Here is a 26,917-nt window from a genome sequence, read left to right on the forward strand (position 1 = left end):
GCATTTGTTTTTTGTGATGTATTACAACTGATAGAAAAAGAAGCAGAAATAAAGTAAAAACAAACCCTGAAGATCGAATAATAAAAAAAGGTAATAGGGGATACTAATAAAATTAAAGAAAAACGGGGTGTCCAATTTTTTGGAGACCCCGTTGATTTTATGCCTTATTTGGTTCGACAGAACTAAACTTATTTATTTCGGATGGATATAGCATTTTTATGTGCATGTAGGCCCTCAAGTTCAGCGAGTATTTCAACTGTGGATCCAATCTGTTGGAGTCCGGTTTCGTTGATATGCTGAAATGTTATTTTCTTTACAAAAGAATCGACTGAAACACCAGAATAGGAGCGAGCATATCCGGATGTCGGTAAAGTGTGGTTTGTTCCTGATGCATAGTCGCCTGCACTCTCTGGTGTAAGGTGTCCCAAGAAAACCGAACCTGCGTTGTTGATATGGCGTGTCAAGGATTCCCACTGATCTGTTTCTAGAATAAGGTGTTCTGGAGCATATTCATTTGAAAATTGGATCGCCTCTTGGAGGTTGCTAACGATTACTGCATATGAGTTTTCTATTGCTTTAGAAGCAAGTTCTTTCCGCGGCAACACCGTTAATTGTGTTTCAAGTTCTATATTAACGGCATCTACTAAAGCAGTTGAAGTTGCTACTAATACGGCTTGACTGTCTATGCCGTGCTCTGCTTGCGCCAGAAGGTCGGCTGCAACAAATGCCGGGTTGGCTGTTTCGTCAGCAATCACAAGCACTTCAGATGGTCCCGCAGGCATGTCTATGCTAACATTAGTTAAACCTTGAATGATTGATTTTGCTTTGGTGACAAATTGATTGCCTGGACCAAAGATTTTGTCGACTTTGGGAATAGATTGCGTACCGAATGCCATAGCTGCCACAGCTTGCGCACCACCAACAAGGTAGATTCGCTTAATATTGAGTAGCTTCAAACAATAAGCCACAAATCCATTGATCTTTCCATTGGATTGTGGGGGAGAACAAACGACGATCTCTTTACAACCGGCAATTCGAGCAGGTATACCTAACATCAATAGCGTGCTAGGTAAAACAGCAGAACCCCCAGGAATATAAAGTCCTACTTTTTCAATCGGACGTATTTCCCGCCAGCACTTCACACCCGGCATTGTCTCTACTGTACGTTCTCTTTTAAGCTGTGTACTGTGGAATCTGTGTATGTTTTGGAATGCTATTTCCAATGCACGCTGTTGGTCACGGTGTATGGTAGTTGCTAATTCATCAATATCTTCTTCGTCCAAAAAGAGCTTGTCAAGTTGTACTTTGTCAAATTTTGCGGCATATTCACGCAAGACAGCATCTCCCTGCACTCGTACCTGCTGAATAATATCTTGGACGACTTCCTGGATTGAATTGTTCGGATCTGTATTCCGAGCAACCAATTGTTGCAGTTCCGCTTTTCCTAAAGATTGGTATTCGTGTTTTTTTAGCATGATCGTAAGAATCGGTCAAGTTTAGAGAATGATTTTTTCAATCGGCATCACAACGATACCTTGGGCACCCTCTGCTTTTAGTTTATTGATTTTATCCCAAAAATCGTCTTCTGTAATTACGGTGTGTACTGCTACCCAGCCTTCTTCGGCCAATGGAACTACAGTTGGACTCTTTACACCATGTAATAAAGAAGTGATAGCGGGAAGGTTCTTTTTCTCCACATTCAATACCACATATTTGGTTTCTTTAGCCAATAGAACAGATTCTATACGTTGAACCAATTCGGCAAGGATTTCATTTCCTTCGAGACCTTTTCTACCAACTAAAATAGCTTCGGAATTTTTGACATCAGCAAAGGGTTTTAGACCATTGCTTTTCAATGTTCCACCTGTGGAAACGATATCACATATTGCATCACTAAGTCCTAATCCAGGTGAAATTTCTACTGATCCAGATATCAATCGTATATCCGCATTGATTTGGTAGTCGTCAAGAAAATTTTTAAGGATATTGGGATAGGAGGTTGCGATCGCTTTGCCATTAAGGTCTTTGATATCTTGAATAGGACTATCTTTTGGTATAGCTAGTTTTAAGGTGCATTTTCCAAAACCAAGTCGTTTTATATATTCCACTTTTGATTCTGTTTCGTCGATGATATTTTCACCAACAATACCTAGGTCGGCTATTCCCTGTTCGACATAGCCTGGGATGTCATCATCTCTAAGAAATAATATTTCTAAAGGGAAGTTGCCCACAGTAGTAATCAATGAGCTTTTGTAGTTTTCGAAATCTAAACCACAGTTTTTTAGTAATTGAACAGATTTTTCGTTTAACCTACCCGATTTTTGGATAGCAATTTTAAGATTTTTCAACGCTTTATAAATGTTAGCAGTAAATTATTAATAATAAGAAATCAAACTAGAGGGAGGGTATTCTACGTAAGAACACATTAAATTAACATATCGCCACATGGCGATGATGTAAATGAAAATGATGTACGTAGGTATAGATCATGTTTGTATTAATAACTGATAGCAAATGTATAGTAAATTAATGGGAAATACAAAATTATCATTTTAAAAAGTTAAAAGATTCGTTCTGTTGGGGCTTCAGATTTTTAAAATTTCGTATTATTTTCTATAAAGTTTGAAACATAGACTGGCAACTACTGGAAATTTCCTTATTTTTAGGGAGTGAAGTTTTTTAGCTTAATGTTGCTCATAAACTGCGTCTGTTGGAACTTTCGGAAAATGCATTGTTCGTAACAGCTTCTATTGATTACAATATTAGGTGGCTGAAAAAGGCAAATATCATGTCAAAAATAATCTATAGTAAATGAAGAGAATAGTATTTATTTTAATGAGTTGGATGGTATGTATGACTGCAATTGCCCAGGAAAAACCGGCTTCTACGTTAGATATTCGTATTTTGGAATCTATAGCTGAGACGAGAACTGAACCCCAGACACAGACTTTTAAAGTACTCTCCGATATCAACAACTGTGTGCAGGTTGCCGTGCCTGTTGGTCTATTAGTTGCTGGAGCTATCAATAACGATAAGGCAATGCGTCAAAATGCACTTTATGTCGCGAGTAGTACCGCTGTGACGGCATTGGTTAATGTCGGAATAAAACATCTGATCAAGCGGAGTCGGCCCTTTAAGAAATATCCGAACTTTATATCTGTTCGTACGGCTGGTGGCTATTCTTTTCCTTCAGGCCATACGTCATCAGCTTTTGCAACAGCTTCGGCCTTGTCCCGTGCCTACTCAAAATGGTATGTTGTTGCACCGTCTTTACTTTGGGCGGGTAGTGTTGGTTATTCTAGAATGTATCTTGGTGTGCATTATCCAACGGATGTACTCGCTGGCGCGGTATTGGGGGCTGGGTCGGCCTTCGCCTTGGATGGGTTAAGAAAATAAAAATAAGTTTAAATGAATAATTGATGCAAGTGATAAAAATATTGGTTGTAGGTTGTGGTAATATGGGAGCTTCTCATGCGAAGGCCTACCACGACTTGGATGGATTTGAGATCGTTGGTTTGGTCGCTAGAGGGGATAGTAAACATAAACTTAATACGGAGTTAGGTGCTGATTATGCGCTTTTCGAATCATACGAAGAGGCATTGGAGCAAACGAAACCTGATGCTGTCTGTATTGCGACCTATCCTGATACCCATAAAGATTATGCAATTAAGGCTTTTGAATCGGGAGCTCATGTTTTTATTGAGAAGCCTTTAGCTGAGGATGTCACATCAGCAGAAGAGGTAGTGAATGCCGCTATAAAGTATAATAAAAAATTAGTTGTAGGATATATTCTTCGTTATCATCCCTCATGGATGAAATTTATTGAGCTGTCGAAGACTATGGGGAAACCTTTGGTTATGCGGATGAATCTTAATCAACAAAGCCATGGTTACATGTGGAATGTCCATCGCAATCTGATGTCTAGCCTAAGTCCAATAGTTGATTGTGGTGTACACTATATCGATGTTATGTGCCAGATGGTAGGTGTCAAGCCGGTACGTGTTTCGGCGATAGGAGCCCGGCTTACAGACGATATTCCAGATTGGAACTATAATTATGGTCAGCTTCAGTTGCATTTTGAGGACGGTTCTGTAGGTTGGTACGAAGCGGGCTGGGGACCTATGGTGAGTCAAAATGCTTTTTTTATAAAAGATGTTTTCGGACCCAAGGGTTCGGTATCCATTGTTGCTGACAAAGCAAGCAACGAGGGTAAATCGGATTCGGTGGCGGCGCATACACAAACAGAAAGCCTGCGGGTACACTATGCTGATTTAGATGCGAATAATGAATTTGTTAAAAAAGATGAGTGGGTGAACTTGGCCGATGAGCCAGATCATCAGGAGTTGTGTAACAGGGAACAACGCTTTTTTCAGCAGGCCATCCTTGAGGATATTGATCTGTCTTCTTCCATGGAAGATGCGGTCAATAGTTTACGTATAGCGCTTGCTTGTGACGAAGCGGTAAAAACAAAACAGACGGTATTATTGTAATTCTAGTTCATGGAAGATTTACTGTTTTTTTTTATGCCTTTTATGAAAAATTGAGAAGGAAAAAAGCAATTAAATAAAAAATATAGCGGAAGGATAGGCTTTTTGGTCTATCTTTTGTTATTTAGCTACATATTTATCATTCTTATGAAGAATTTATTCAAAGTGGCGTTGTTGTTTGGACTGTCTATTCCTGTAGTGCATGGGCAAGATAAACAATGGCAGATGGAATTTGTGTTTAAAGGTGAGATTTCACCCGAAAAATTTGAAAATGAGATTCCAGAGTTTGCAAAAGAGTTTTACGAGCCTTTTCTGAAAGGAAAGACGGCCTATAAGAATGTTGAAGTCTTAGCAGATGCCAATTATTCTTCAGCTGTTGTTAATCAGAAAGAGCATGCTATTTTGAATAGAAAATTGGCGAAAACCTATTCTTTCTCAGCCGGAGATGATATTGTAACAGCAGAATCTTATCATCCTTCTTATAAAATTGTTAGTAACAGGTTAAAGGAATCTGAAGGCCCCTATGTATGGATGCAAGATTTAGGAGAGATTGAAGATGTTGCTGGTGTGACCTGTAAAAAAGCAAAATTATTTATCAAAAATCAAGCGGATTCTGCGGAAGCAACTGTTTGGTATTCGGAGGCGGTGCCAACATACTACATGACTGCTTTTTCATTTGTAAATGACCTCCCGGGAGCGGTGCTTAAACTGTCGTTGGGTCAAAATACAGATTTGGGTTTTGAGACAACTAAAGTATCTAATGTTTCAACTGTGGAAGGCTTTCAATTGCCTCAGGATGTTAAAGTTGTTGATATATCAGGAAGTAATCATACAGAAGAAGGTGAGGACGTCAGTTTGTTTGAAGATACTTTTCCCTTGGATAAGTCACTTAAATGGGTGATGGTGAAAGATAATGATACGAATGATGAATATTATGGAATAAAGAGCTCAACGGGAGAAGAGGTTTTGCCCTGTTCACTTTTTTCATTGGCCTATTTTAATGATCGGATTGCTATTGTTTCAGACAAGGATAATTACTTCTGGTTGTTAGACAAAAAGGGGAGCAAGGTCAATAAAACGGGATTTGACTGGCTTACTCCAGCGACTGAACGATTGGCTATTTTTCAAAAAGATGGAAATTTTGGATTGGTCACACAGGAAGGAAAGGTTTTGCTCGATAAGAAGGAAAATATAAGTAAGTTTTTAAATAATTATTTGATGTTCTCGGAAGATGGGAAAATAGGTTTGTTGGATGAGAATGGGAAAATTATTATTAATCCTAGTCTATTATTTTTGGATGTAGATAGTACTGGTAAAGTTTTGGTAAGAGATAAAGAAGGGGAGGAGACCAAAACACTTGAACTTGATACGTTTATAAAGGAATATGTAAAGTGATTTAGATTTTGTTGAATAGAAGACTAATTATAAGTCAACATAAAAAAAGCATTCAATCTAAGTAGGTTGAATGCTTTTTTGCTTTGATTATTTTTATATTCTGGTTACGGAATATTTAGAAATTTGTGTGTCTGTAAGGAGATATCCCATTTTGGATTTTCCTTGACATAGTCAATAATAGACGGGGTCATTTCTTTAGATTTTGACCATTCGGGCTGAAGGTATAATCTGCAATTTGGTCCAACTAATTGTGCATATTCTTCTCCCCAGGCAAAATCGCTTTTATTGAAAACAATAACTTTGAGCTCACCTGCGGCATCGAGCACATCTTTTCTTGGGGCTTTGAATTTTTTTGGAGACAGACATATCCAATCCCATTCTCCACTTAACGGATAAGCGCCTGATGTTTCAATAAAAGTTTTTATGCCCGCAGCGTGGAGACCTTTTGTGAGGTAATCCAGATTATAAATAAGAGGTTCACCTCCTGTTATAACAACTGTTTTAGCAGGATATTTTTTTGCATTTTCAATAATTGAATCTGCAGCTGTAAGCGGATGGATAGATGCATCCCAGCTTTCTTTTACATCGCACCAATGGCAGCCAACATCGCAACCACCTAATCTGATGAAATAAGCAGCAGTCCCGGTGTGGTAACCTTCTCCTTGAATGGTGTAAAATTCTTCCATCAAAGGTAATCGTGTTCCGTCTTCTGGTACTTGATTCGACATAGTTAAAATTTGAGTCTGCAAAAGTAGCAAATATTAATGATATGCTCAATTTCTCTTGTTGTTTTCGGTAGGATTCGTGTCATTTTTATTGGGTTGAAAAATTAATGACGATCTCAGGTTTCATTAGCAGCAGATAGGTGTTTTGTTTAAAAAATAAACTTGGCCATAAAAAGGGGAGGATTGTTCAAAAGGGGTAAGAGATCATAAAAAAACTGTTTATTACCAGAATTTTTGCTAAATTTGTTTCACAATTTATTTATTGAAAACATAAGTGTAATAACATAATTGTACATGTTGTTTTGTGTTTTCTATTTTTTAACAATATAAAAATCATAGTTGTAAATGATTAAAATTACACTACCTGATGGTTCCGTTAGAGAATATCAAAAAGGAATCACTGCAGCAGAAATTGCTTTATCAATTTCTGAAGGGTTAGCGAGAAATGTTCTTGCGGCTGAGGTGAATGGCGAGGTCTGGGATTCTGCCCGTGCTATTGAAGAAGATTCTAGTGTTAAGTTGTTAACCTGGAATGATACAAAAGGAAAATCTACTTTTTGGCATTCTTCGGCTCACTTATTGGCTGAGGCTTTGGAAACTTTGTATCCAGGGGTTAAATTCGGTATTGGTCCGGCTATTGAAACTGGATTTTACTATGATGTTGATTTTGGCGATCGCGAATTTTCTTCGGATGACTTTAAGGCTATTGAAGACAAGATGTTGGAACTTGCCAAACGTAAAGAAACTTTTGAGCGTAAAGCTGTTTCGAAGTCAGATGCCTTAGCGTATTTTACTGAAAAAGGAGATGAGTATAAGCTTGATCTGATTAAAGATTTGGAGGATGGAAAGATTACATTCTATACGCAAGGGGAATTTACAGATTTGTGCCGTGGTCCTCATATTCCAAACACAGGGTTTATTAAAGCCATAAAATTAACTAACGTCGCTGGTGCGTATTGGCGAGGTGATGAATCTCGTAAACAGTTAACTCGTATCTATGGGGTAACTTTTCCGAAAGCATCGGAGCTCACTGAATATTTGAAGTTCATCGAAGAAGCAAAAAAACGTGACCACCGTAAGTTAGGTAAAGAACTAGAGCTTTTTGCATTTTCAGAAAAAGTTGGTGCAGGATTGCCTTTATGGTTACCAAAAGGAGCGGCGCTACGTCAAAAATTGATTGATTTCTTACAAAAAGCGCAATTGAACTCGGGATATGAGCCTGTAGTCACTCCACATATTGGTCATAAACAATTGTATGTGACTTCTGGTCACTATGAAAAATATGGTGCAGATTCATTTCAGCCGATCAAAACACCTATCGAAGGTGAAGAGTTTTTGTTGAAGCCGATGAATTGCCCACATCACTGCGAGATCTACAAAGTTAAACCACGTTCGTATAAAGATTTACCTGTTCGTTTTTCCGAATTTGGTACTGTATATCGTTACGAGCAATCTGGTGAGTTGCATGGTCTAACTCGTGTGCGTGGGTTTACTCAGGATGATGCACACTTGTTCTGTCGTCCTGATCAGGTAAAAGATGAGTTTAAAAAAGTAATCGACCTAGTTCTTTATGTATTTGGTGCTTTAGGATTTAATGACTATACTGCACAGGTGTCGTTGCGTGATCCTGAAAACCGTACTAAATATATCGGGACTGATGAAAATTGGGCTTTGGCCGAATCTGCAATTATTGAGGCCGCTGAAGAAAAAGGTTTGCCGACAGTTGTGGAATACGGTGAAGCGGCTTTCTATGGACCGAAATTGGATTTCATGGTAAAAGATGCCCTGGGACGTAAATGGCAGTTGGGTACTATTCAGGTTGATTACAATTTACCGGAACGTTTTGAATTAGAGTATACTGGCAGTGATAATATGAAGCATCGTCCAGTGATGATTCACCGTGCACCATTTGGATCGTTGGAGCGTTTTGTGGCCGTATTGATCGAACATTGCGCTGGACAATTTCCGTTATGGCTTGCGCCTGAGCAATTTATCGTCTTGCCAGTGTCAGAAAAATACGAAGAATATGCTCAAAATGTTTTGAATTCGCTAAATAATTCCGATATTCGCGGACTGATAGACTTACGTGACGAGAAGGTGGGCAGAAAAATCAGAGACGCCGAAGTGAAAAAGCTTCCTTATATGTTGATTGTAGGGGAAAAAGAGGTGGAAAATGGCACAGTTTCTGTACGTAAACATGGCTCAGTAGAATTAGGCACTATGACTGCTGACGAATTTAGAGATATATTAATTAAGGAAATAACCGTTTAATTTTTAAACATTTGGCATTAAAAAGACCCGGTGGTCCAAGACCACCAATGAGAAAGAAAGAACCAGATCACCGCATTAATGAGTTAATCAAGGTACCTGAGGTACGTTTGGTAGGAGATAATGTGGAACAAGGAGTTTTCCCTACGCGCAAAGCGTTAGAGTTGGCTGATGAGTTGGAACTTGATTTAGTGGAGATTTCGCCAAATGCTGTACCGCCGGTTTGTAAGATTATCGACTACAGTAAGTTTGTTTACGAACAGAAGAAGAAACAAAAGGAAATCAAAGCTAATGCAAAACAGACTGTTATCAAAGAAATTCGTTTCGGACCTAACTCTGGTGAACATGATTTTGATTTCAAATTGAAACATGCGATTAAGTTTCTTGAAAGTGGTGAGAAAGTGCGTGCGTACGTACACTTCAAAGGTCGTGCTATCGTACACAAAGATCAAGGTGAGATCTTGTTGTTACGCTTTGCTCAGGCACTAGAAGATTACGGTAAAGTAGAACTTTTACCAAAATTGGAAGGGAAACGTATGTTTTTAACAGTAGCTCCAAAGGCTCCTAAAAAATAATAAGAATTCTAACAGATTGATATAAAATTTATAAGTATTATGCCAAAAGTTAAAACCAATTCCAGCGCAAAAAAACGTTTCAAATTGACTGGAACAGGTAAAATTGCAAGAAAAAACGCTTTCAAAAGCCACATCTTGACAAAAAAGAGCACAAAACGTAAACGTAACTTAACACAAACAAGTTATGTATCTGATGGCGACATGGGCAACGTAAAACGTATGCTTGCTATTGGTAAATAAGTTTTATTCGATTTTATTTAATAATAATTTTTTAACCGGGTACAGGGTCGTAAGTTCATTGAAATACATGGCACCTTTTACCAAACTAATTTTAAAAATATGCCACGTTCGGTTAACGCAGTAGCTTCAAGAAGAAGACGCAAAAAAATCCTAGGCCTTGCAAAAGGTTACTTTGGATCACGTAGCAAAGTTTATACTATTGCTAAAAATACAGTAGAAAAAGGTTTACAATACGCTTACCGCGATCGTAAAACCAAAAAACGCGAGTTTAGAGCTTTATGGATTCAACGTATCAACGCTGGAGCTCGTCAACATGGAATTTCTTATTCCCAATTGATCGGTAAATTAAACGCTAAAAACATTGGTTTGAACCGTAAGGTTTTAGCTGATTTAGCTTTAAATAACCCAGAAGCTTTCAAAGCAGTTGTAGACGCAGTAAAATAGAGTTTTTAATCCGTTATCAATTTGTTAGAGATATTAAAGGAGCCTTTTAGGCTCCTTTTTTGTTATCATTTGCCACCTCTTAGATTACTGTAGTCTTTTTTGGACGATGTTTGTATGTATAGCGGGGAACTGCTCGGCGTATTTTATTTGGAGGAAGCCTTATAGCCCCCTTTGAACAACTGAAATTATCAAACTATAGGTAATAGCCATTTACACTCAATATTAGGTTTGATTTTTGTAGAATGAGCTATAAACATGCAATTATGAAAATGAGAACTATCGCATTGGGATTTTCACTTCTTTTATTAGGAAGTATGGTTATGGCTAAGGGACCAGGTTACAAAGCTCCAATAAACGCTGTATCTGATCAACAGGGCAAAGTTATATCAATTGAAGGGGTGGGTAACACCCGGACAATAGAGGCCAAGGGAGGAGAGACAATCCAAATAGAAGGTGCCGATAATAAGGTCGTGATACGTGGTAATGTTAGTAAAGTTATTATTGAGGGTAAAGGTAATACAGTAACCGGAAACGACGTGTCAACTGTTACAATAGAGGGCGCAGATAATATGGTTAATATTGGTTCTTTGGAGACAGTGCAAATTGAAGGTATTAAAAACCATGTTCACTACAAGTCGACTAAAAACAAATCTGGCCAAGTAAAGGTATCTACCGAAGGAGCTGATAATATGGTGATGAAGATGAAATAACTGAAAAAGTACCAATAAAAAAGGGTTTTGCATTATGTAATGCAAAACCCTTTTTTATTTAGAAATATCATCTAGTTTTTAGCTTGATTATCATCAGGCTGCTCCTGATCTACTTCGCCTTTTTGTGTTTTATATTCTCTGGATTCAGTTTCCGTATTTTGTTCTTGTATGGGATAGGGCTTTAAGAAATCCTGATCAAACGGGTGAGGAGTTATGGCCCGCTGCATAGGATTGTCATCGTCATATGTTCGAAGACAGGTACCTTTGACACGTTCGGAGTTATATGCGTAAGTTCCCCAGATACAGAAAAAGAGGATTGCTCTAATATTATCTTTGTAGGTCGTGAATAGGTCTTCTGTTTTATCTAAATATCCGTTGAAAATAAAATAGTATGCAATTCCATCAATTGTACAGAATATGGCCATAAATAGAGCGACAATAAAGAAAGTCTGGGCAAAAATATCCCTTTTTTTGATCAGTAGGATAGCGCTATAAATTAAACCAGCAAGGATCAATACGTTACCAATCATTTCTACTAGCAGTAGAATTTTATATGAAAAGGATGAAATACCGGCTACCTGATCAACTGCTTGCCAGGTGTTTAAATTAAAAAAGGACTGCTGGAAGAAAAATATACCAGATAAAGTCAATATATTGATAAATAACCCAATAAGGAGTACGATCATCCATCCGCCTATTTGATCGTAATAAACCTCATCATAGGGTTTGATGATAATAGGTTTACTCTTGTTATACTTTTTAACAATATACCAGATCACAGTCGGTACTGAGACGATGAATAAAAGCAGGGTGAACCAATTAATCTCCTTCGATGATGTGGGTGTACCCAAGTTCGTTATTCCATCTGTCACATATCCGTCAGCGTCAAGATAGAAACCATTGAAAAAGATATTGTCGCGATCAGCAAAATCCGTATAATACTGTTTCAGATCTTTTTGTTCAACAAAGGGTTCATGAAAACCTAAGGTATAAGCAATTTTAATACTATCTGGATTTATCTCCAATGTTTTACCGAATACATAGGCATTACGGTCGAAATAACTATTTTCTCTATGGTTGCCAAATAGTTTTTTCCCCTTGTTAACCACGTAGATTTCATATTCGATATCATTGGGGAAAGGCAGGCTTAGTGGAGCTATACGATCTTCCATAATTTCGGGCAGCTTGTCGTTGATATTTGTGCCCAACATGGAAATATATTTTTTAGAAGATCCGTTTTCTGCTTTTCCGATATTTTTTATTTTGTATTTTTCGATGATCTCCACACGATTGTTTTCAATATCATCTTTGTATTGGACATTGGTGATTTTATTGATTTTGGGATAGGTTTTTGCATAGTACTCTAGGTATTGCTTCTGTATATCGTTTTTGGCACTACTTTGAAAATAAGTACGCATATTGTCCGCTTCGTTACCGAGATAAATAGTTCGTACATCAAGGGTAGCTTCGAATTTGCCTTCAAGTGTCAAAGTTTCCCTGACTTTAATATTTCCGGTAATATTCTGCGGAACATCTGTCAGTTTCCCTTTACCCATCGCTGAGAGTACTTTTCCATAGGCAGGGAAATATCTGTTTTTGATATCTCCACCTTGATTGGTGATGGTTGGATCTATATATTGGTAACGTCCGTCAACATTCACCTCAATAACCATGTGGTTGAAAGCATAAGGCGATGGGAGTTCCTCTTGTAGCCCGCGATCCTTATAGGTATTGGCTAATACCAGTCCTACGCCAATGTTCTTGTTTTTAAGTATTGTCGCCAGCAGCATTGACTTATCTTTGCAATCGCCGTAGCGCTGCGAAAACACTTTTTCGGGTACATTCGCCCGGTGTGAATATTCGCCCATCTCAATACCCATATACCGTATTTCGTTTTGTACAAAGTCACAGGCCTTTTTTAGGTACACATAGGGCTGTCCATTTGACTCTTTCCATAGTTGATTAACGAAAGTTTGAAGTGCGCTTGACGGAGCAATCTGTGGGATGGGATTGATCCTATTATTCCATTGATCTACTTCCAGCCAAGTATTGAATTCTGAACACTGGATATATTTTAAAGGGCTATACCAAGCCGGACTATAATTTTCGTATTGTACTGTTTTATCTTCGGTCAGTTCCCAAAAGAAATTGGTTGTATTTCCCGCGGATTGTTGTTGTACTTCTGAAGCGCCGTTGAAACTTTTGAATTGAAGTTTACGACCTTGAGGGACAATATAATTAAGATGAACCAAGCCGGTAGGCTCATAGCCGCGTAAATAATAGGTGTCGAAAAATTTATTTTCAAATACAGGGTTTGCACCAATTATTGAATAAGCAAATACAATCTTGTCGTCTTTACGCAAATCCTCCAGGACACAATGGGCCATCTGACTTCCATTGTAGATAGATCTCGAAAGCTCCGTTTCGGATGCGAGGAGATTGAATTTTGCTTGCGGTAATAAGTTAATATCTTTCCCGTTACGAATGATCTTCAACTCATGTAATTGAAGTTTTTGGAAATGCGGATCAAAAGTTACCTGAACTTGTCCTAGATTTTCGATTCCACTTTGATCAAATACTACTTTTATGTCCTTATAATATTTTGTTTGGCTCGCTAAGTTTATTTGATGCTCGATTAATTCATAGTAATACCCATCACTAATATCATCCAAATTTGGTTTTATAGGCTTTTTTGTGGCGGACCGAAGCCAACTTGGTGATGCTGTTTTTTGAATGGATGTTTGGGCTAATGACCAAGAGCATGCAGCTAGTACGAGTGCAAAAGCTAATAGAAGATGGCTAAATCTTTTCATCAATTAATAATTTAACCTAAGATAAGTAAAATTTGGACTTAACTGTAGCTTAATTTAAGGATCATTAATAATCTTTATGGAGTAAAAATCTGGCTGTCTAAAAAGATAAAAGGGTTGCCTGTGTACACAGGCAACCCTTTTATCTTTTAATCCGGAGATATTATAGTTTACTCTCTCTTTTTTTCTTTTTCTTCACCACTTTAGGCATTTGTGCCTGTTTCATTTCATACTGTCTTTCGATGTATTGAATGATTTCAGAAGCAATGTCCTTTTTCGTGGCTTTTTCTATACCTTCCAGCCCAGGGGAGGAATTCACCTCCAGGACCAGCGGTCCCCGGTCTGAAGGAATCATATCTACGCCACATACCGTAAGTCCTAATTGGGCTGCGGCAGCAATGGCAGTTTCTCTTTCGGCCTTACTTAGGCGTATGACCTGCGCTGTACCACCGCGGTGTATGTTGGAACGAAATTCACCTTCCTTAGCCGTACGTTTCATCGCCCCCACAACTTTTCCGTCAACCACAAAAGCTCGGATATCAGAGCCTTTAGACTCTTTGATGAACTCTTGGATCAAAATATTATTTCCGAGGCCGTAGAACGCTTCTATAACAGATGAAGCTGCTTTCTTAGTTTCTGCTAAAACAACACCAATCCCTTGTGTACCTTCCAATAGTTTGATCACTAATGGAGCGCCGCCGACCATACTGATGAGATCATCAACATCGGATGCTGTACGAGCAAAGCCCGTAATTGGAAGTCCAATACCTGCACCGGACAAGATCTGCAGACATCTCAATTTATCTCTGGATCTGGTAATCGCTTGACTTGGATTTGCGGAAATTACATCCATCACCTCAAATTGTCTAACAATAGCCGAACCATAAAAGGTAACCGAAGCGCCTATTCGGGGAATGATAGCGTCAATACCACTGAGATCCTGTCCTTTGTAATGAATACTGGGTTTACCTTGTTGAATGCCAACGTAACACTTACTGTGATCTATGACAACACATTCGTGTCCTCTTTGTTGGGCAGCTTCTACGAGACGACGAGTTGAGTATAAACTCTTTACTGTCGATAATACGGCAATTTTCACGGTTTGTATATTGAATATATTTTTGTGCTAAGATAACAAAATAGCTTTGCTATTTGTTTTTATTTTGACGGGGACTTCAAGGAGAGATTTTCTTTGGAAACGTCGACCAAAAATCTGCGGTATAGAAAATTCTTTCCTAAAAGCATGGGGTAAGTCATTTTGGAGCGATTTCGAAATGAAATCTTGATACTGAAAACCTGATCATAAAGCTTCGCAGTAGTTCGGATGTAGTAACGCTTTTCTTCCTGACCAAATGAACTTTTAACAAGTTTAGTTTTGTAAAGTCTTAATTTTAGGACTTTGGTTTCTTCTGTCTCGAAATTGGTAATGAGTTCACAGAGAATCCAGTCCTGACCGTCTTCATTAACGATTTTATAGGAATTACAATGCAAAACAGATGAAGCGGCACCGGTATCGATTTTTGCTTCTATGCCAAATATTCCTAATTCAGGTAAATCTAGGGTCTCTTTCCAACCCACGAGAAGTTTTTCTTTCATTTAAACCAAATGGAATAGATGCACCAATCTCTATTGAAGAGCTTGGTGCATTCCTATTTTATTCGTAAATAAAATCTCCAAAAGGAGATGTAATCGTTACTTTTTTAGAAGTTGCCTCTTCCACACGACCAATAATTTGAGCCGGAACGCCGAACGACTCGGAAATGGCAATAATGTCCGCAGCAATAGCTTCAGGTACATATAATTCCATACGGTGTCCCATATTAAATACCTTATACATCTCTTTCCAGTCTGTATTAGATTCTTTCTGTATCAATTCGAAGAGCGGTGGGATCGGGAAAAGATTGTCTTTAATGATATGTACATTGTCAACGAAGTGAAGTACTTTAGTTTGTGCTCCTCCCGAACAATGCACCATTCCGTCAATTTGAGAACGGTATTTATCTAATATATTTTTAATGATTGGAGCGTAGGTACGCGTGGCTGAAAGTACGAGTTTACCCGCAGTCACTTTTTCGCCCGTCTCCACTACGATGTCATTGGTTAAGTCTTGGCTTCCTGCAAAAACAAGTTCGTATGGAACTGCAGGGTCATATGCTTCTGGATATTTCTCTGCTATTTTTTTGTTAAATACGTCATGACGTGCAGAGGTTAAACCATTGGAACCCATCCCGCCATTATAGGCTTTCTCATAGTTCGCTTTTCCATTGGATGCTAAACCGACAATTACATTGCCCCCTTTGATTTTGTGATTTGAAATGACATCTTCACGTTTCATACGACATGTCACTGTGCTATCAACAATTATTGTACGTACCAGATCACCAACGTCGGCAGTTTCACCACCGGTTGAATAAATACCGATACCTAAATCACGAAGTTCAGACAATATTTCTTCTGTACCATTAATGATTTCTGCAATGACTTCCCCAGGAATAAGATTTTTATTCCTTCCGATTGTGGATGAGAGTAGAATATTATCGGTTGCTCCAACACAGAGTAAATCGTCAATATTCATGATAATTGCATCTTGTGCAATGCCTTTCCAAACCGAAATATCTCCTGTTTCTTTCCAATATACATAGGCTAAGGAAGATTTGGTGCCAGCACCATCAGCATGCATAATATTGCACCAGTCCTGATCTCCACCCAAAATATCGGGAATGATTTTACAAAATGCTTTGGGAAACAGACCCTTGTCGATATTTTTTATCGCATTGTGCACATCCTCTTTTCCAGCGGATACACCTCGTTGATTGTATTTTAAATCTGACATCTTAGCGCAAAAATAAACAATAGCGCTGAATTAACGAACCTTATTTGTGTAATTTAATCACTTATGATCGCTCGCCAATGCACGATGAGTTTTTCGAGGTTTGTTTTTGCATTAGCTGGGCTTGTGCTGGGGAGACATATATAGGTAATGTTTTCCTTTTTCCTAAAATACTTTAAGTATAAGTTGTGGGCTTTCTGTCCATTAAAAACGACCAGTTTTATTGTGGGATTTGCCTCAAGCAGAGCTATAATTGGATTGGGACTTTCATCTTTGATCGCTAAATCCATGCTGCCGGGACGAGAAGCTTCAGCACATACATCCCAAAGGCCAATACCATTGTTCACTAGCAGGTTTATTTTGTCAGCATAGTTTGTCGCATCTGGGCTGTTATATAAATGCCGGATCACTTTCCAAAATCGATTTTGGGGATGTGCATAATATTCATTTTGCTCCAATGATTTATCCCCGGGTAGAGATCCGAGAATGAGTGTTTTTGTGTTGGCATTCACAAGAGGTAAAAAGGACCGTTTGAGCATGATCAAAAATAGTAATAAAAATTTTGGCTTTGAAATATGGAGTATTTTTTGCTATATTTATGATATTAAAATGATATCAAATATATATTAATAAATTATGGAAAAGTTAATTAAACCTATGTCGGGCTATTTAGCCCTGTTAATTGCGGTAGCTTCTTTTATAGCTGCTATATTTTCGTTTGTAAATGTCGATACGAGTTCGCTTTATGTTGTACTTGGCGTAGCCTTAATGATTGGAACATTTTTTATCCTGAAGGGATTAATGATTATTAATCCAAATCATTCACGTGTTTTGAATTTCTTTGGTAAATATGTGGGTACGGTCAAAGAAAACGGTTTGTTTTTTGTTAATCCGTTGTATTCTACAATCAAGATCAGTCTGCGTTCGGACAACTTACAGGGGCAAACGCTGAAAGTAAATGATAAGATGGGAAACCCGATTGAGATAGGTGCAGTTATTGTATGGCAAGTAGGGGATACCTATAAAGCCGCTTACGACGTAAGCAACTATACTTCGTACGTCCGTACTCAAAGTGAGGCGGCTGTGCGGCATCTTGCAGGAAGTTTTCCTTATGATAATCTCGAGGACGAGGGGGCTGAGATCACTTTGCGCGAAGGAGGGGATACCGTTAATCATATCCTCGAGCAGGAGCTGGCCGATCGTTTAGCACCTGCGGGAGTTATTATTAAAGAAGCTCGAATTAGCCATTTAGCTTATGCATCCGAAATCGCTGGGGCGATGCTCCAAAGGCAACAAGCCGCTGCAATCGTTGCTGCACGTTCTAAGATTGTCGATGGTGCCGTAGGAATGGTTGAAATGGCACTTAAAAAATTATCCGAAAAAGATATAGTAGAATTGGACAATGAGAAAAAAGCAGCTATGGTAAGTAACCTTATGGTCGTACTTTGTGGAGAAAAGGCTGCAACCCCAATTGTAAATACCGGTACTTTGTATCAATAAATTGAATAAAATGGCAGATAAAAAGAACTTTATGTTGCGGCTCGATGACCAGATGTACAAAGCATTGGAAAAATGGGCTGCGGATGAGTTTCGGAGTGTTAATGGGCAGATTGAATATCTTTTACATAAAGCGTTGCAAGAAAATAAAAGATTGAGTGCGGATAAAAAGTCCGCAGATAAAAAATAAAGAATCAAGAACTAAAAATGTACCTTTGGCTTCGTTGTAAATGAAGCCAAAGGTGCATTTTTTTGTTAAATAATATTAAGTAATAAGATATGGTGATCAATCCCGTTTATAATTTATTGGTCGTAAGCACAAGTACCGTCCATGGTAGTGAACTCCTGGAATATATTAAAGAAGATTTTGTGAAGTTTATTGCATCTGATGAGTTGTTATTTGTTCCTTTTGCCCGACCATCTGGAATTTCTTTTGATGCGTACACGGCGAAAGTTCAGGAGGCTCTCCGCGATAAGAATATAAAGGTAACCGGATTACATGAATTCGAGAACAAGAAAAAGGCCATCCAGGAAGCAAAAGCAATTTTTGTTGGTGGGGGAAATACATTCTTGTTGTTGAAGACCTTGTATGATCTGGATCTTGTGCATCAACTACGTGTACAGGTAGGGAAAGGAATTCCCTATGTAGGTACTTCCGCTGGATCTAATCTGACAGGTTTGACAATTGGTACAACGAACGATATGCCTATTGTCTATCCACCTAGTTTTGATGCCTTGGGATTTTTGCCTTTTAATATTAATCCACATTTTTTGGATCCGGATATAAATTCGACACATAAAGGAGAAACCCGTGAAACCCGTATCCAGGAGTTTCATCAATTTAATTCGCAACCTGTCGTCGGGCTTCGGGAGGGAAGCTGGCTCAAAGTAAGTCAAGGAGAAATAGAACTTGAAGGAACGTTGACTGCCCGTTTATTCAGACCGAATATGGACGCCGTGGAACTCGCGCCTGGATTAATTAATTTTTAAGATTATGTAAAGTCTGCACTCTTTTTGTATCTTAATAATAAAGTAAAAGCGGCCTGCAGTCACATTCAATAAATATTGGGTCTTTCTTCTTTAAAAAATACTTTTGTAGATGATTGGATATCATACAAAATAAACTACTTTTGCGCTAAATCCATTAAAATTTTCTTCCAATGGAACAAAATTCAGCATTACACCCAGCCGATATTGCGGAAGAAATATCGCGTCTAAATAAAGGTGAGCAACATCAACATTTTATGGACTATCCGCTAGAGGAAAGATTGGAAATCTTTTCTTTTTTGGAAGTAGATGTCCAATATACATTGATTAAATCAATGACCGAGCAGGAGTTGTCCGAATTGCTGAATAATCTAAAGCCGGATACGCGAAACGAGTTGCTTTCTGAATTGCCGGATGATCTGATTAAATATCTGATTAATCTCTTGAACGAGCGTGAAAAGCAGATGGCGCTGGAGTTGATCGGATATAAAGAAGATAGTATCGCCCGACTGATGACACCCATGTATGTGCAGGTACGTCCCTATTATACAGTGGATGATGTGTTTCGGCACATTAAAGTCTTTGGAAGAAAAGCGGAAACACTCAATTTCATTTATGTCGTTGACGAGAAAAATGTGTTGATTGACGATTTGAAAATTGGTCAATTGCTATTGTCTGATGGATCTACAAAGATTTCGGACTTAATCGATTATAATTTTGCGGCTATTAAAGCTTCCACACCCATGGAGGATGCCTTCGAGATTTTCCAGAAATACGACCGAAGTGCTTTGCCGATTATTACCGAAGCGGGCGTATTGGTCGGGATTGTGACATTTGATGATGTATTAGACCGGATAGAAGATCGTGACACCGAGGATATTCAACGATTTGGGGGTATGGAGGAGCTGGATCTGGCATATACTAAGACGCCATTACTTCAATTAGTACAAAAACGGGCGGGATGGCTTATTATATTGTTTTTCAGTGAGATGCTTACAGCGTCAGCTATGGGCTTTTTTGAAGGAGAGCTGGAAAAGGCTGTTGTATTGGCATTATTTGTTCCCCTAATTATTTCCAGTGGTGGAAATTCAGGTTCACAGGCAGCGTCACTTATTATTCGTGCCATGGCTCTGGGCGAATTGAAACTCAAAGATTGGTGGTATGTGATGAAAAGGGAAGTTTCTTCCGGATTGATTTTGGGTGGGATATTAGGTACTATTGGTTTCCTACGGATACTGGCCTGGCATTTTCTTGGTCTGTATGACTACGGTCCGTATTGGATTGCCATAGGTCTTACAGTAGCAGTATCTTTGGTGTTTATCGTGTTGTGGGGAACGCTGTCTGGTTCATTTATTCCATTTATCTTGCGTCGATTTGGATTGGATCCAGCCACGGCATCAGCACCCTTTGTAGCAACGTTAGTGGACGTTTCGGGATTGATTATTTATTTTACCGTTGCAGCATTCTTTTTGCAAGGTAAATTATTGTAAGCCTTTCAGAAAAAATATAGAAAAAAGCATAAAACCACAGCTTGGTTTTATGCTTTTTTTTATTGACTGAATTACAAATTCAATTTTCGATACAATTTTTCTTTAATTCCACCTTTCTGGGCAACATAAATTCCTTTTTTTCCGGAGAATATAAATGCGGCTATGCAAGCAATTGCTATAAAAAAAACGGGTTGGAAGCCGAAAAGTTCATAGCCCATAATAATGCAAGCTAAGGGTGTATTTGTAGCGCCAGAGAATACGGCAACAAAGCCCATCGCAGCCAATAATCCAAGCGGGAGTGGGATAAAGCCGCTGAGTGCACTGCCAAGAGTAGCCCCGATAAAAAACAATGGTGTCACTTCTCCGCCTTTAAAACCGGCAGAAAGGGTAAATGTGGTTAAGACCAATTTGATTAAGAAATCGTAATAATCCGAGGGATTATTGAAAGCCTCCTGAATCATTGGAATACCTAAGCCGATATATTTTGTGCTTTTTAGCAATACCACCGTAATCACGATGATGATACCGCCGATAACAGGTCTGAGTAGAGGAGATTTGATCTTTTTAAATTGAGCACTGAAGAAGTCTCCGGTGAGGGTGAACAACCAGGCTGCCAAGCCAAATAAAATCCCAGCAATCAAACTAAACCCAATATTGCTTAAAGAAAGCGCAGGGATCATTTCATGTATTGGGTAATGTGTGTGCGGTACATGCCATAATTGACAGCTAAAATTTGCGATATAGGCTGTGAGAAGGCAGGGGAGGATACCAAAATATCTTTTTTTACCAATGAGCAGGACTTCAAGGCCGAAGATAGTTCCAGCTAGCGGGGTGCCAAAGACGGCAGCAAAACCGGCTGTAATACCGATAGATATCAGGATGCGTCGTTCGGTTTTGTCGAAATCAAACCAACGGTTGAGCTGATCGGCTATTGCTCCGCCAATCTGAACTGCTGTTCCTTCACGTCCGGCTGATCCGCCAAATAGGTGGGTCAGTAAAGTTCCGAATAGTACAAGTGGTGCCATAACAAGCGGTATCCTGCGTTGGGGACGAAGATATTCTTCGATTAGGAGATTATTCCCTTTGCTTGAAGGGTTGCCCCAGCGCTGATAGGATAGGGCAATAACCAAACCTGCAAGTGGTAATCCATAGATTATCCAAGAATTGTTTTCTCTATACTGTGTGACCCAATTCAGCGAAAAAAGAAAAAATGCACAGATTGATCCAACACTAAAGCCTATTATACAGCAAGTAATAAGCCATTTAGAAATAAAATGGAGATTAATTTGAGGTGGTTGATTTGAAATTCTGATAGCCATAAGTCTACACTTTATATAAAATTTGTTGTTTTTATACTAAGAAGTAGACGTCATCAGCTTATTAGGGCGGTTCAAGGCAGACATCATTGCCATATGTTAGACAAAGTTATAAAAAACGAATGATAATTGCAATCCAGCCGAGGATCATCAATAATCCCCCTAGAGGAGTGATTGGTCCAAGAAATTTTAGGTTTTTTTTCCAGTATTCTGCAAACGAAAGAAAATAAATACTTACGGAAAACAAAAGGCTACCTGATGTAATTAAATAATAGGCAACTCTTTCAGATTGATATTCAAAGGATAGGTTTAGCCCAAGAACCAATAAGGTGATCGCCGCATACATTTGATATCGAACACCCACTTCAAATGAATCCAGTTTTTCGGGCGATAGAATTTTTTTGAATGCGTGCGCTCCAAAGGCCCCAAGTATAATTGCCAACGCGCCCAATAGGGCAGCAGTAATGATTACAATATTATTCATAAAAATAGTCTATTTGATAATAGATTTAGTCATGTCAATGTGAAGGATTCCGTAATCTGGATAAGGTTCAGAGTTTTGCTCAAATCCTAATTTCTCATAGAATGACTTTAAGTGGAATTGCGCACCGATTTGAATATCCTGAGGTCCAAAAGCGTCTAAAGTAGCTTCAATAGATTTATGCATAAGCAGTTGGCTTAGGCCTGTGCCTCTGGCTTCTTTCACAACAATAACACGTCCGATGGAAGGTTGTGGATATGAAATTCCAGCTGGGACTAAACGGGTGTAAGCGACAATCTCTCCATCCTGCTCGACCCAAAGATGCAGACAGACGTAATCTTTATCATCCAGTTCAGGATATAGACACTCCTGTTCCAATACAAAAACCTCTGTACGTAATTTTAAAATACGGTACAATTCACGGTTTGTTAGCTCTTCAAAAGTCTTAAGTTTCCAATTATATTGCATGATAGCGAATAAAGAGGGGAAATTGAGTTTCCGACCACACACTGAAGATTGTTCGGTAACTCAATTTGTGTTAATAAAGGGGAGAATTATGCCAATAGGCTTTTTACAACTTCGGAAATTGTTTTTCCGTCAGCTTGTCCGGCTAATTTTTGATTAGCAGCACCCATTACTTTTCCCATTTCTTTAATGGATGAAGCGCCGGTCTCAGCGATGATCGCTTTGATAACAGACTCTACTTCCTCTTTGCTCATTTGTTTAGGAAGGTAAGCTTCAATCACTTTTTCTTCTTCTACCTCGATTTGGTAAAGATCCTCACGATTTTGAGTCTTATAGATTTCAGCAGATTCACGTCTTTGTTTTACCAGTTTTTGTAAAACTTTAATTTCAGCTTCTTGATTCAGATCTTCTGCATGGCCTTTCTCCGTTTTCGCGAGGAGAATAGCTGCCTTAATCGCACGTAATCCACGCAATGCTGCCGTATTTTTTGCAATCATTGCTGCTTTAATGTCTTGATTTATTTGTGTTTCTAATGACATGATATTTAAATTATTTTCGATTGACAATCGTGCCTGTAGCCTGTGCTGTCGGCATTATTAATAGATCGTTGATATTAACATGAGCTGGTCTGGTGATGACGAAAAGAATAGTTTCGGCAATGTCGGTACCGGTCAAAGGCTGTACACCTGTATACACGCTTTTTGCTCTTTCTTTGTCTCCATGAAAGCGAACCTCAGAGAATTCTGTTTCAACCATACCGGGGTCGATAGAAGTTACTTTTATACCCTTGGAAAGTAAGTCTATACGCATCGCTTTTGTTAGCGCATCTACCGCATGTTTGCTCGCGCAGTATACATTACCATTTGGATATACTTCTTTGCCTGCGATGGAGCCTAAATTGACAATATGTGCCCCATTTGCGGTATCCATTAATGGGATGACTGCTTTGCTGACATAAAGTAGTCCTTTGACATTGGTGTCGATCATTCTATCCCAGTCACCGATATCGCCATCCTGGATTGGATCCAGACCTTGGCTAAGCCCTGCATTATTGATCAATACATGGATTGTTTTCCATTCCTCTGGTAAACCGTTTATTTGGTTTTGAACCTGTTCTGAATCTCTGACATCCAATTCAAACGTATGAATTTTGATGTGGGGATAGATTGAATTCAATTTTTCCTTCAATATATCCAGTCGATTTAGTCTACGGGCACAAAGCAAAAGGTTGTAGCCTTCCTTCGCCAACACTTCAGCACAGGCTTGACCAATACCTGAACTTGCTCCTGTGATGAAAACTGTCTTTGTCATATTTTTTAACTAGTTGAAATAGTAAATCTCATTGCTGACTGTAATTTCATCTGTTGATAAAACTCAATCCATGAGTCCTTGATAGACCTATTTTGTCGCAATATAAATCGTGCAGATACCAAATGTTTGTGGTCTTACAATCGTTTGGTCAAAGCCAGCTTTTTTATTTATTGCAACAAATTTCTGTCCATCTGGGAACTGAGCAACGGATTCCGGTAAATATTCGTAAGCACTGGCATCTTTTGAGAAGAATTTTCCAATGGTCGGTGTTACATATTTGAAGTAGAAATTGTAGAGCTGCTTTATAGGGAATTTTTTGGGATTCGAAAACTCCAAAATAACGGCCTTACCACCGGGTTTCAATACGCGGTAAATGTCGGACAATCCTTTTTCTAAGTTTTCAAAGTTACGGACACCAAATGCAACGGTAACAGCGTCAAAGGTATTGTCTTCAAATTGAAGCCTTTCCGAATCGCCTAATTGTACTTCAAATTGATTTTCCAGTCCTTTGTTTGTGATTTTCTTTTTAGCGACATCAAGCATTCCTTGAGAGATATCTACTCCAATTATTTTTTTTGGATTCAATATCTTGATGGATTCCAATGCAAAATCACCTGTTCCGGTCGCCACATCTAACATGAGCTGAGGTTTAATGGACTTTAGGGCATTAATGGCTTTCTTTCGCCATATAATATCAATCCCCAAAGACATGAAGTGGTTTAAGAAATCATAGGAATGGGAAATATTGTTGAACATATCCGCTACCTGTTTTTTCTTGCCATCATTGGCATCTTTATAGGGCTTTAATGTTGAAGAATCGTGCGTCATTTTACAAATATACAATATAAGTATATTTTTAACGCTTAAAATAGGATTTGTTTTTTGATTTAAAGCTGAAGTCTTTTCCTCTTTAACAAAGCTGAGTTGGAGCGGTGTTCCGATAGAATTAAACCCAATCATTTTGAATTTCGATCATTTTGGTTATTCACAATGCTTTAAGTTATCAACACTTTTTAATGTATTGATTTTAAGTGCTTGTTTTTTATTTTCAACATGTTTTCAACATATAATGTTGAAAAGTGCGTCGTTAAAACTGTGTCCATCAAAGCGTTTTGACGTTTGGTGCCTGACGGACTAATTATGCTGTTTGTAATTCAGCGTCTTTGTGAATTTTATTTTTTATACATTTGTTATCCCGTCTTAAATTTAAGAGCTGGGAAGCTATATTTCTGATATAATATCATGATGAACGAGAGCAATTTTGAAGCGAATAACACGGATAATAACAAAAAAGGTAGTTATGGTGAGCGCCGTACCAAATTAAACAACATGGTCAGCGGCTTGGGTAAGCTACCGCCCCAGGCAGTAGATCTTGAGGAAGCTGTTTTGGGCGCATTGATGCTTGAAAAAAATGCACTGAGCGAGATTATTGATATTTTGAAACCAGAGTCTTTTTATAAGGAATCACATCAGAAAATTTTTGAAGCTATATTTGGCTTATTTCAAAAGACTTCGCCTATTGATATTCTGACAGTCACATCCGAGTTACGTAGAATGGGAGCACTGGAAATGGTAGGTGGAGCTTATTATATCACACAGCTTACCGATCGAGTTGTCTCTGCCGCTAATATCGAATACCATGCGCGTATTATTTCGCAAAAATATATCCAAAGGGAACTGATCAAAGTTTCTACTGAGATTATCAATAGTTCGTATGATGAAACATCGGATATTTTTGATCTCTTGGATCATGCCGAGAAGAGCTTGTTTGATATTGCACAAAATAACTTGAGAAGAGATTCGCGTAAGATGGATGACATTATGCGTGAAGCAATTTCTAATCTTGAGATGTTGCGTGATCGTACAGATGGCCTGACGGGTGTACCGTCGGGTTTAACTGCACTTGATCGCATGACTTCTGGTTGGCAACCTTCTGACTTAGTGATTATCGCCGCTCGTCCAGCGATGGGTAAAACGGCGTTTGTATTGTCTGTAGCACGAAATGCAGCTGTCGAACATGGTAAGGCTGTAGCTGTATTCTCGCTGGAGATGTCATCTGTTCAGCTGGTTAATCGTCTTATCGCCGGTGAAACTGAAATAGAACAAGAGAAGCTGAAAAAAGGAAATCTTGCCGATCACGAATGGCAGCAATTGCATTCACGTATCGGTCGACTGACAGAAGCGCCGATCATTATTGATGATACTCCAGCATTGAACGTCTTTGAATTTAGAGCGAAATGCCGTCGTCTGAAAGCACAATATGATATCCAGATGGTGATTGTCGATTACTTGCAGTTGATGCATGGTAAAGCTGAAGGCAAGGGTGGGGGTAACCGTGAGCAAGAAATCGGTAGTATTTCCCGTGCTTTGAAGTCCGTTGCGAAAGAGTTGAGTATTCCGGTGCTGGCATTGTCGCAGTTGAGCCGTGCCGTGGAGTCGAGACCGGGAAATAGTAAAAGGCCGATGCTATCGGATTTGCGTGAATCAGGATCTATTGAGCAGGATGCCGATATGGTACTTTTCTTGTATAGACCAGAGTACTATGGTTTGACCGAAGATGAAGAAGGGCGCCCAACAGCCGGTGTCGGTGAAGTTATTATCGCCAAGCACCGTAATGGTGAAACAGGGATCGTACCACTTCGTTTCGTAGGTAAATTCGTTAAATTTGTCGATCTTGAAGATGAGTTTTCCGGAATGGGCGGTGGTGATGGTTTTGGAGATGCTCCAACCACGTTTTCTGCCTCAGCATTGAATCCGTCACCAAATTTTGGTGAAGACTTCGGTGGAGCAGGCTTCAGCGGAGGCATTACGATGCCTTCCCGCATGAATGATATGCCTGACGATGCACCCTTTTAATCTGTAATTTTACATCAGTATCCATAAATG

General features: G+C 38.8%; 27 protein-coding genes and 1 riboswitch. Of the genes, 13 read left to right on the top strand and 14 right to left on the bottom strand.

What is annotated here, in order from left to right; all coding sequences use genetic code 11:
- Positions 1 to 188: 188 nt before the first annotated feature.
- The gene (gene hisD / locus M2408_RS14235) at positions 189 to 1,475 is read right to left on the bottom strand and encodes a histidinol dehydrogenase (protein WP_259182876.1); all 1,287 of its coding nucleotides are present in this window, start codon (positions 1,473 to 1,475) and stop codon (positions 189 to 191) included.
- 21 nt (positions 1,476 to 1,496) lie between these two features.
- A complete protein-coding gene (hisG, locus tag M2408_RS14240) occupies positions 1,497 to 2,348 on the bottom strand; it encodes an ATP phosphoribosyltransferase (RefSeq protein ID WP_259182879.1) in 852 nt (283 codons plus the stop codon).
- A 463-nt stretch (positions 2,349 to 2,811) separates the two neighbouring features.
- Here hisG and M2408_RS14245 point away from each other — a divergent pair, with 463 nt between their 5' ends.
- From M2408_RS14245 to M2408_RS14255, 3 genes are all read left to right on the top strand, one after another.
- A complete protein-coding gene (locus M2408_RS14245; RefSeq protein WP_259182880.1) occupies positions 2,812 to 3,396 on the top strand; it encodes a phosphatase PAP2 family protein in 585 nt (194 codons plus the stop codon).
- Between the two features lie 23 nt (positions 3,397 to 3,419).
- Positions 3,420 to 4,490: a Gfo/Idh/MocA family protein gene (locus M2408_RS14250; protein WP_259182881.1), complete on the top strand. Its 1,071-nt coding sequence runs from the start codon at positions 3,420 to 3,422 to the stop codon at positions 4,488 to 4,490.
- A gap of 144 nt (positions 4,491 to 4,634) precedes the next feature.
- Positions 4,635 to 5,882: a hypothetical protein gene (locus tag M2408_RS14255; RefSeq protein WP_259182883.1), complete on the top strand. Its 1,248-nt coding sequence runs from the start codon at positions 4,635 to 4,637 to the stop codon at positions 5,880 to 5,882.
- A gap of 104 nt (positions 5,883 to 5,986) precedes the next feature.
- Here the strand turns inward: M2408_RS14255 and M2408_RS14260 are convergent, their stop codons facing one another.
- Entirely contained in the window at positions 5,987 to 6,610 is a 624-nt protein-coding gene (locus tag M2408_RS14260; RefSeq protein WP_121121488.1) for a 7-carboxy-7-deazaguanine synthase QueE, read from the bottom strand.
- A gap of 342 nt (positions 6,611 to 6,952) precedes the next feature.
- On the opposite strand from M2408_RS14260, the gene thrS reads away from it, so the two are divergent.
- From thrS to M2408_RS14285, 5 genes are all read left to right on the top strand, one after another.
- Positions 6,953 to 8,878, top strand: coding sequence for a threonine--tRNA ligase (gene thrS, locus M2408_RS14265; protein ID WP_259182890.1), 1,926 nt, complete (start codon positions 6,953 to 6,955; stop codon positions 8,876 to 8,878).
- An 11-nt stretch (positions 8,879 to 8,889) separates the two neighbouring features.
- Complete coding sequence (gene infC, locus M2408_RS14270; protein ID WP_120258375.1) at positions 8,890 to 9,450, top strand: translation initiation factor IF-3; 561 nt, start codon at positions 8,890 to 8,892, stop codon at positions 9,448 to 9,450.
- Between the two features lie 39 nt (positions 9,451 to 9,489).
- Complete coding sequence (gene rpmI, locus M2408_RS14275) at positions 9,490 to 9,690, top strand: 50S ribosomal protein L35 (protein WP_002993964.1); 201 nt, start codon at positions 9,490 to 9,492, stop codon at positions 9,688 to 9,690.
- Between the two features lie 99 nt (positions 9,691 to 9,789).
- The gene (rplT, locus tag M2408_RS14280) at positions 9,790 to 10,134 is read left to right on the top strand and encodes a 50S ribosomal protein L20 (RefSeq protein WP_046674462.1); all 345 of its coding nucleotides are present in this window, start codon (positions 9,790 to 9,792) and stop codon (positions 10,132 to 10,134) included.
- Between the two features lie 263 nt (positions 10,135 to 10,397).
- The gene (locus tag M2408_RS14285; RefSeq protein ID WP_259182907.1) at positions 10,398 to 10,844 is read left to right on the top strand and encodes a DUF3060 domain-containing protein; all 447 of its coding nucleotides are present in this window, start codon (positions 10,398 to 10,400) and stop codon (positions 10,842 to 10,844) included.
- Between the two features lie 71 nt (positions 10,845 to 10,915).
- On the opposite strand, the gene M2408_RS14290 is transcribed toward M2408_RS14285, so the two are convergent.
- From M2408_RS14290 to M2408_RS14310, 5 genes are all read right to left on the bottom strand, one after another.
- A complete protein-coding gene (locus tag M2408_RS14290; RefSeq protein ID WP_259182909.1) occupies positions 10,916 to 13,657 on the bottom strand; it encodes a DUF3857 domain-containing protein in 2,742 nt (913 codons plus the stop codon).
- Positions 13,658 to 13,817: 160 nt separating this feature from the next.
- The gene (rimK, locus tag M2408_RS14295; protein ID WP_077435364.1) at positions 13,818 to 14,753 is read right to left on the bottom strand and encodes a 30S ribosomal protein S6--L-glutamate ligase; all 936 of its coding nucleotides are present in this window, start codon (positions 14,751 to 14,753) and stop codon (positions 13,818 to 13,820) included.
- A 59-nt stretch (positions 14,754 to 14,812) separates the two neighbouring features.
- Positions 14,813 to 15,250, bottom strand: coding sequence for a RimK/LysX family protein (locus M2408_RS14300; protein ID WP_120258373.1), 438 nt, complete (start codon positions 15,248 to 15,250; stop codon positions 14,813 to 14,815).
- 58 nt (positions 15,251 to 15,308) lie between these two features.
- A complete protein-coding gene (locus tag M2408_RS14305) occupies positions 15,309 to 16,487 on the bottom strand; it encodes an AIR synthase related protein (protein WP_259182914.1) in 1,179 nt (392 codons plus the stop codon).
- Positions 16,488 to 16,540: 53 nt separating this feature from the next.
- Positions 16,541 to 17,023 carry a DNA-deoxyinosine glycosylase gene (locus tag M2408_RS14310; protein ID WP_259182917.1) on the bottom strand — a complete coding sequence of 161 codons (483 nt, stop codon included), beginning with the start codon at positions 17,021 to 17,023 and terminating at the stop codon, positions 16,541 to 16,543.
- Positions 17,024 to 17,120: 97 nt separating this feature from the next.
- Here M2408_RS14310 and M2408_RS14315 point away from each other — a divergent pair, with 97 nt between their 5' ends.
- From M2408_RS14315 to mgtE, 4 genes are all read left to right on the top strand, one after another.
- The gene (locus M2408_RS14315) at positions 17,121 to 17,984 is read left to right on the top strand and encodes an SPFH domain-containing protein (RefSeq protein ID WP_259182918.1); all 864 of its coding nucleotides are present in this window, start codon (positions 17,121 to 17,123) and stop codon (positions 17,982 to 17,984) included.
- 10 nt (positions 17,985 to 17,994) lie between these two features.
- On the top strand, positions 17,995 to 18,171 hold the full coding sequence (locus M2408_RS14320) for a ribbon-helix-helix domain-containing protein (protein ID WP_259182926.1): 177 nt from the start codon (positions 17,995 to 17,997) through the stop codon (positions 18,169 to 18,171).
- Between the two features lie 89 nt (positions 18,172 to 18,260).
- Entirely contained in the window at positions 18,261 to 18,971 is a 711-nt protein-coding gene (gene pepE / locus M2408_RS14325; protein ID WP_259182928.1) for a dipeptidase PepE, read from the top strand.
- 170 nt (positions 18,972 to 19,141) lie between these two features.
- A complete protein-coding gene (gene mgtE, locus M2408_RS14330; protein WP_259182929.1) occupies positions 19,142 to 20,458 on the top strand; it encodes a magnesium transporter in 1,317 nt (438 codons plus the stop codon).
- Between the two features lie 71 nt (positions 20,459 to 20,529).
- On the opposite strand, the gene M2408_RS14335 is transcribed toward mgtE, so the two are convergent.
- The 6 genes from M2408_RS14335 to ubiE form a co-directional block, all read right to left on the bottom strand.
- Positions 20,530 to 21,777 (bottom strand): chloride channel protein, encoded by a 1,248-nt coding sequence (locus M2408_RS14335; RefSeq protein WP_259182931.1) that lies wholly within the window; start codon positions 21,775 to 21,777, stop codon positions 20,530 to 20,532.
- A 37-nt stretch (positions 21,778 to 21,814) separates the two neighbouring features.
- Positions 21,815 to 21,877: riboswitch (Fluoride riboswitch) on the bottom strand.
- A 6-nt stretch (positions 21,878 to 21,883) separates the two neighbouring features.
- A complete protein-coding gene (locus tag M2408_RS14340) occupies positions 21,884 to 22,258 on the bottom strand; it encodes a DUF423 domain-containing protein (RefSeq protein ID WP_259182933.1) in 375 nt (124 codons plus the stop codon).
- A 9-nt stretch (positions 22,259 to 22,267) separates the two neighbouring features.
- A complete protein-coding gene (locus M2408_RS14345; RefSeq protein WP_259182934.1) occupies positions 22,268 to 22,723 on the bottom strand; it encodes a GNAT family N-acetyltransferase in 456 nt (151 codons plus the stop codon).
- An 86-nt stretch (positions 22,724 to 22,809) separates the two neighbouring features.
- On the bottom strand, positions 22,810 to 23,259 hold the full coding sequence (locus tag M2408_RS14350) for a GatB/YqeY domain-containing protein (RefSeq protein WP_259182937.1): 450 nt from the start codon (positions 23,257 to 23,259) through the stop codon (positions 22,810 to 22,812).
- 10 nt (positions 23,260 to 23,269) lie between these two features.
- The gene (locus M2408_RS14355) at positions 23,270 to 24,031 is read right to left on the bottom strand and encodes an SDR family oxidoreductase (protein WP_120258362.1); all 762 of its coding nucleotides are present in this window, start codon (positions 24,029 to 24,031) and stop codon (positions 23,270 to 23,272) included.
- An 87-nt stretch (positions 24,032 to 24,118) separates the two neighbouring features.
- A complete protein-coding gene (gene ubiE / locus M2408_RS14360; RefSeq protein ID WP_259182939.1) occupies positions 24,119 to 24,859 on the bottom strand; it encodes a bifunctional demethylmenaquinone methyltransferase/2-methoxy-6-polyprenyl-1,4-benzoquinol methylase UbiE in 741 nt (246 codons plus the stop codon).
- Positions 24,860 to 25,273: 414 nt separating this feature from the next.
- Between ubiE and dnaB the strand changes: the two genes are divergently transcribed.
- Positions 25,274 to 26,887 (top strand): replicative DNA helicase, encoded by a 1,614-nt coding sequence (dnaB, locus tag M2408_RS14365; protein ID WP_259182941.1) that lies wholly within the window; start codon positions 25,274 to 25,276, stop codon positions 26,885 to 26,887.
- Positions 26,888 to 26,917: the final 30 nt, after the last annotated feature.

This window comes from Sphingobacterium sp. BIGb0165 (assembly GCF_024810095.1).
GTDB classification, from domain to species: Bacteria; Bacteroidota; Bacteroidia; order Sphingobacteriales; family Sphingobacteriaceae; genus Sphingobacterium; species Sphingobacterium detergens.

Bases quoted from the DNA above. Each gene is read 5' to 3' on its own strand.
- M2408_RS14300 (WP_120258373.1), bottom strand. From the start codon at position 15,250: ATGAAAGAAAAACTTCTCGTGGGTTGGAAAGAGACCCTAGATTTACCT.
- rpmI (WP_002993964.1), top strand. From the start codon at position 9,490: ATGCCAAAAGTTAAAACCAATTCCAGCGCAAAAAAACGTTTCAAATTG.
- M2408_RS14345 (WP_259182934.1), bottom strand. From the start codon at position 22,723: ATGCAATATAATTGGAAACTTAAGACTTTTGAAGAGCTAACAAACCGT.
- dnaB (WP_259182941.1), top strand. From the start codon at position 25,274: ATGATGAACGAGAGCAATTTTGAAGCGAATAACACGGATAATAACAAA.
- M2408_RS14315 (WP_259182918.1), top strand. From the start codon at position 17,121: ATGGAAAAGTTAATTAAACCTATGTCGGGCTATTTAGCCCTGTTAATT.
- M2408_RS14320 (WP_259182926.1), top strand. From the start codon at position 17,995: ATGGCAGATAAAAAGAACTTTATGTTGCGGCTCGATGACCAGATGTAC.
- pepE (WP_259182928.1), top strand. From the start codon at position 18,261: ATGGTGATCAATCCCGTTTATAATTTATTGGTCGTAAGCACAAGTACC.
- mgtE (WP_259182929.1), top strand. From the start codon at position 19,142: ATGGAACAAAATTCAGCATTACACCCAGCCGATATTGCGGAAGAAATA.
- M2408_RS14350 (WP_259182937.1), bottom strand. From the start codon at position 23,259: ATGTCATTAGAAACACAAATAAATCAAGACATTAAAGCAGCAATGATT.
- hisD (WP_259182876.1), bottom strand. From the start codon at position 1,475: ATGCTAAAAAAACACGAATACCAATCTTTAGGAAAAGCGGAACTGCAA.
- M2408_RS14290 (WP_259182909.1), bottom strand. From the start codon at position 13,657: ATGAAAAGATTTAGCCATCTTCTATTAGCTTTTGCACTCGTACTAGCT.
- rplT (WP_046674462.1), top strand. From the start codon at position 9,790: ATGCCACGTTCGGTTAACGCAGTAGCTTCAAGAAGAAGACGCAAAAAA.
- M2408_RS14245 (WP_259182880.1), top strand. From the start codon at position 2,812: ATGAAGAGAATAGTATTTATTTTAATGAGTTGGATGGTATGTATGACT.
- M2408_RS14355 (WP_120258362.1), bottom strand. From the start codon at position 24,031: ATGACAAAGACAGTTTTCATCACAGGAGCAAGTTCAGGTATTGGTCAA.
- M2408_RS14250 (WP_259182881.1), top strand. From the start codon at position 3,420: ATGCAAGTGATAAAAATATTGGTTGTAGGTTGTGGTAATATGGGAGCT.
- ubiE (WP_259182939.1), bottom strand. From the start codon at position 24,859: ATGACGCACGATTCTTCAACATTAAAGCCCTATAAAGATGCCAATGAT.
- M2408_RS14310 (WP_259182917.1), bottom strand. From the start codon at position 17,023: ATGCTCAAACGGTCCTTTTTACCTCTTGTGAATGCCAACACAAAAACA.
- M2408_RS14335 (WP_259182931.1), bottom strand. From the start codon at position 21,777: ATGGCTATCAGAATTTCAAATCAACCACCTCAAATTAATCTCCATTTT.
- M2408_RS14340 (WP_259182933.1), bottom strand. From the start codon at position 22,258: ATGAATAATATTGTAATCATTACTGCTGCCCTATTGGGCGCGTTGGCA.
- M2408_RS14260 (WP_121121488.1), bottom strand. From the start codon at position 6,610: ATGTCGAATCAAGTACCAGAAGACGGAACACGATTACCTTTGATGGAA.
- M2408_RS14285 (WP_259182907.1), top strand. From the start codon at position 10,398: ATGAAAATGAGAACTATCGCATTGGGATTTTCACTTCTTTTATTAGGA.
- M2408_RS14255 (WP_259182883.1), top strand. From the start codon at position 4,635: ATGAAGAATTTATTCAAAGTGGCGTTGTTGTTTGGACTGTCTATTCCT.
- M2408_RS14305 (WP_259182914.1), bottom strand. From the start codon at position 16,487: ATGTCAGATTTAAAATACAATCAACGAGGTGTATCCGCTGGAAAAGAG.
- thrS (WP_259182890.1), top strand. From the start codon at position 6,953: ATGATTAAAATTACACTACCTGATGGTTCCGTTAGAGAATATCAAAAA.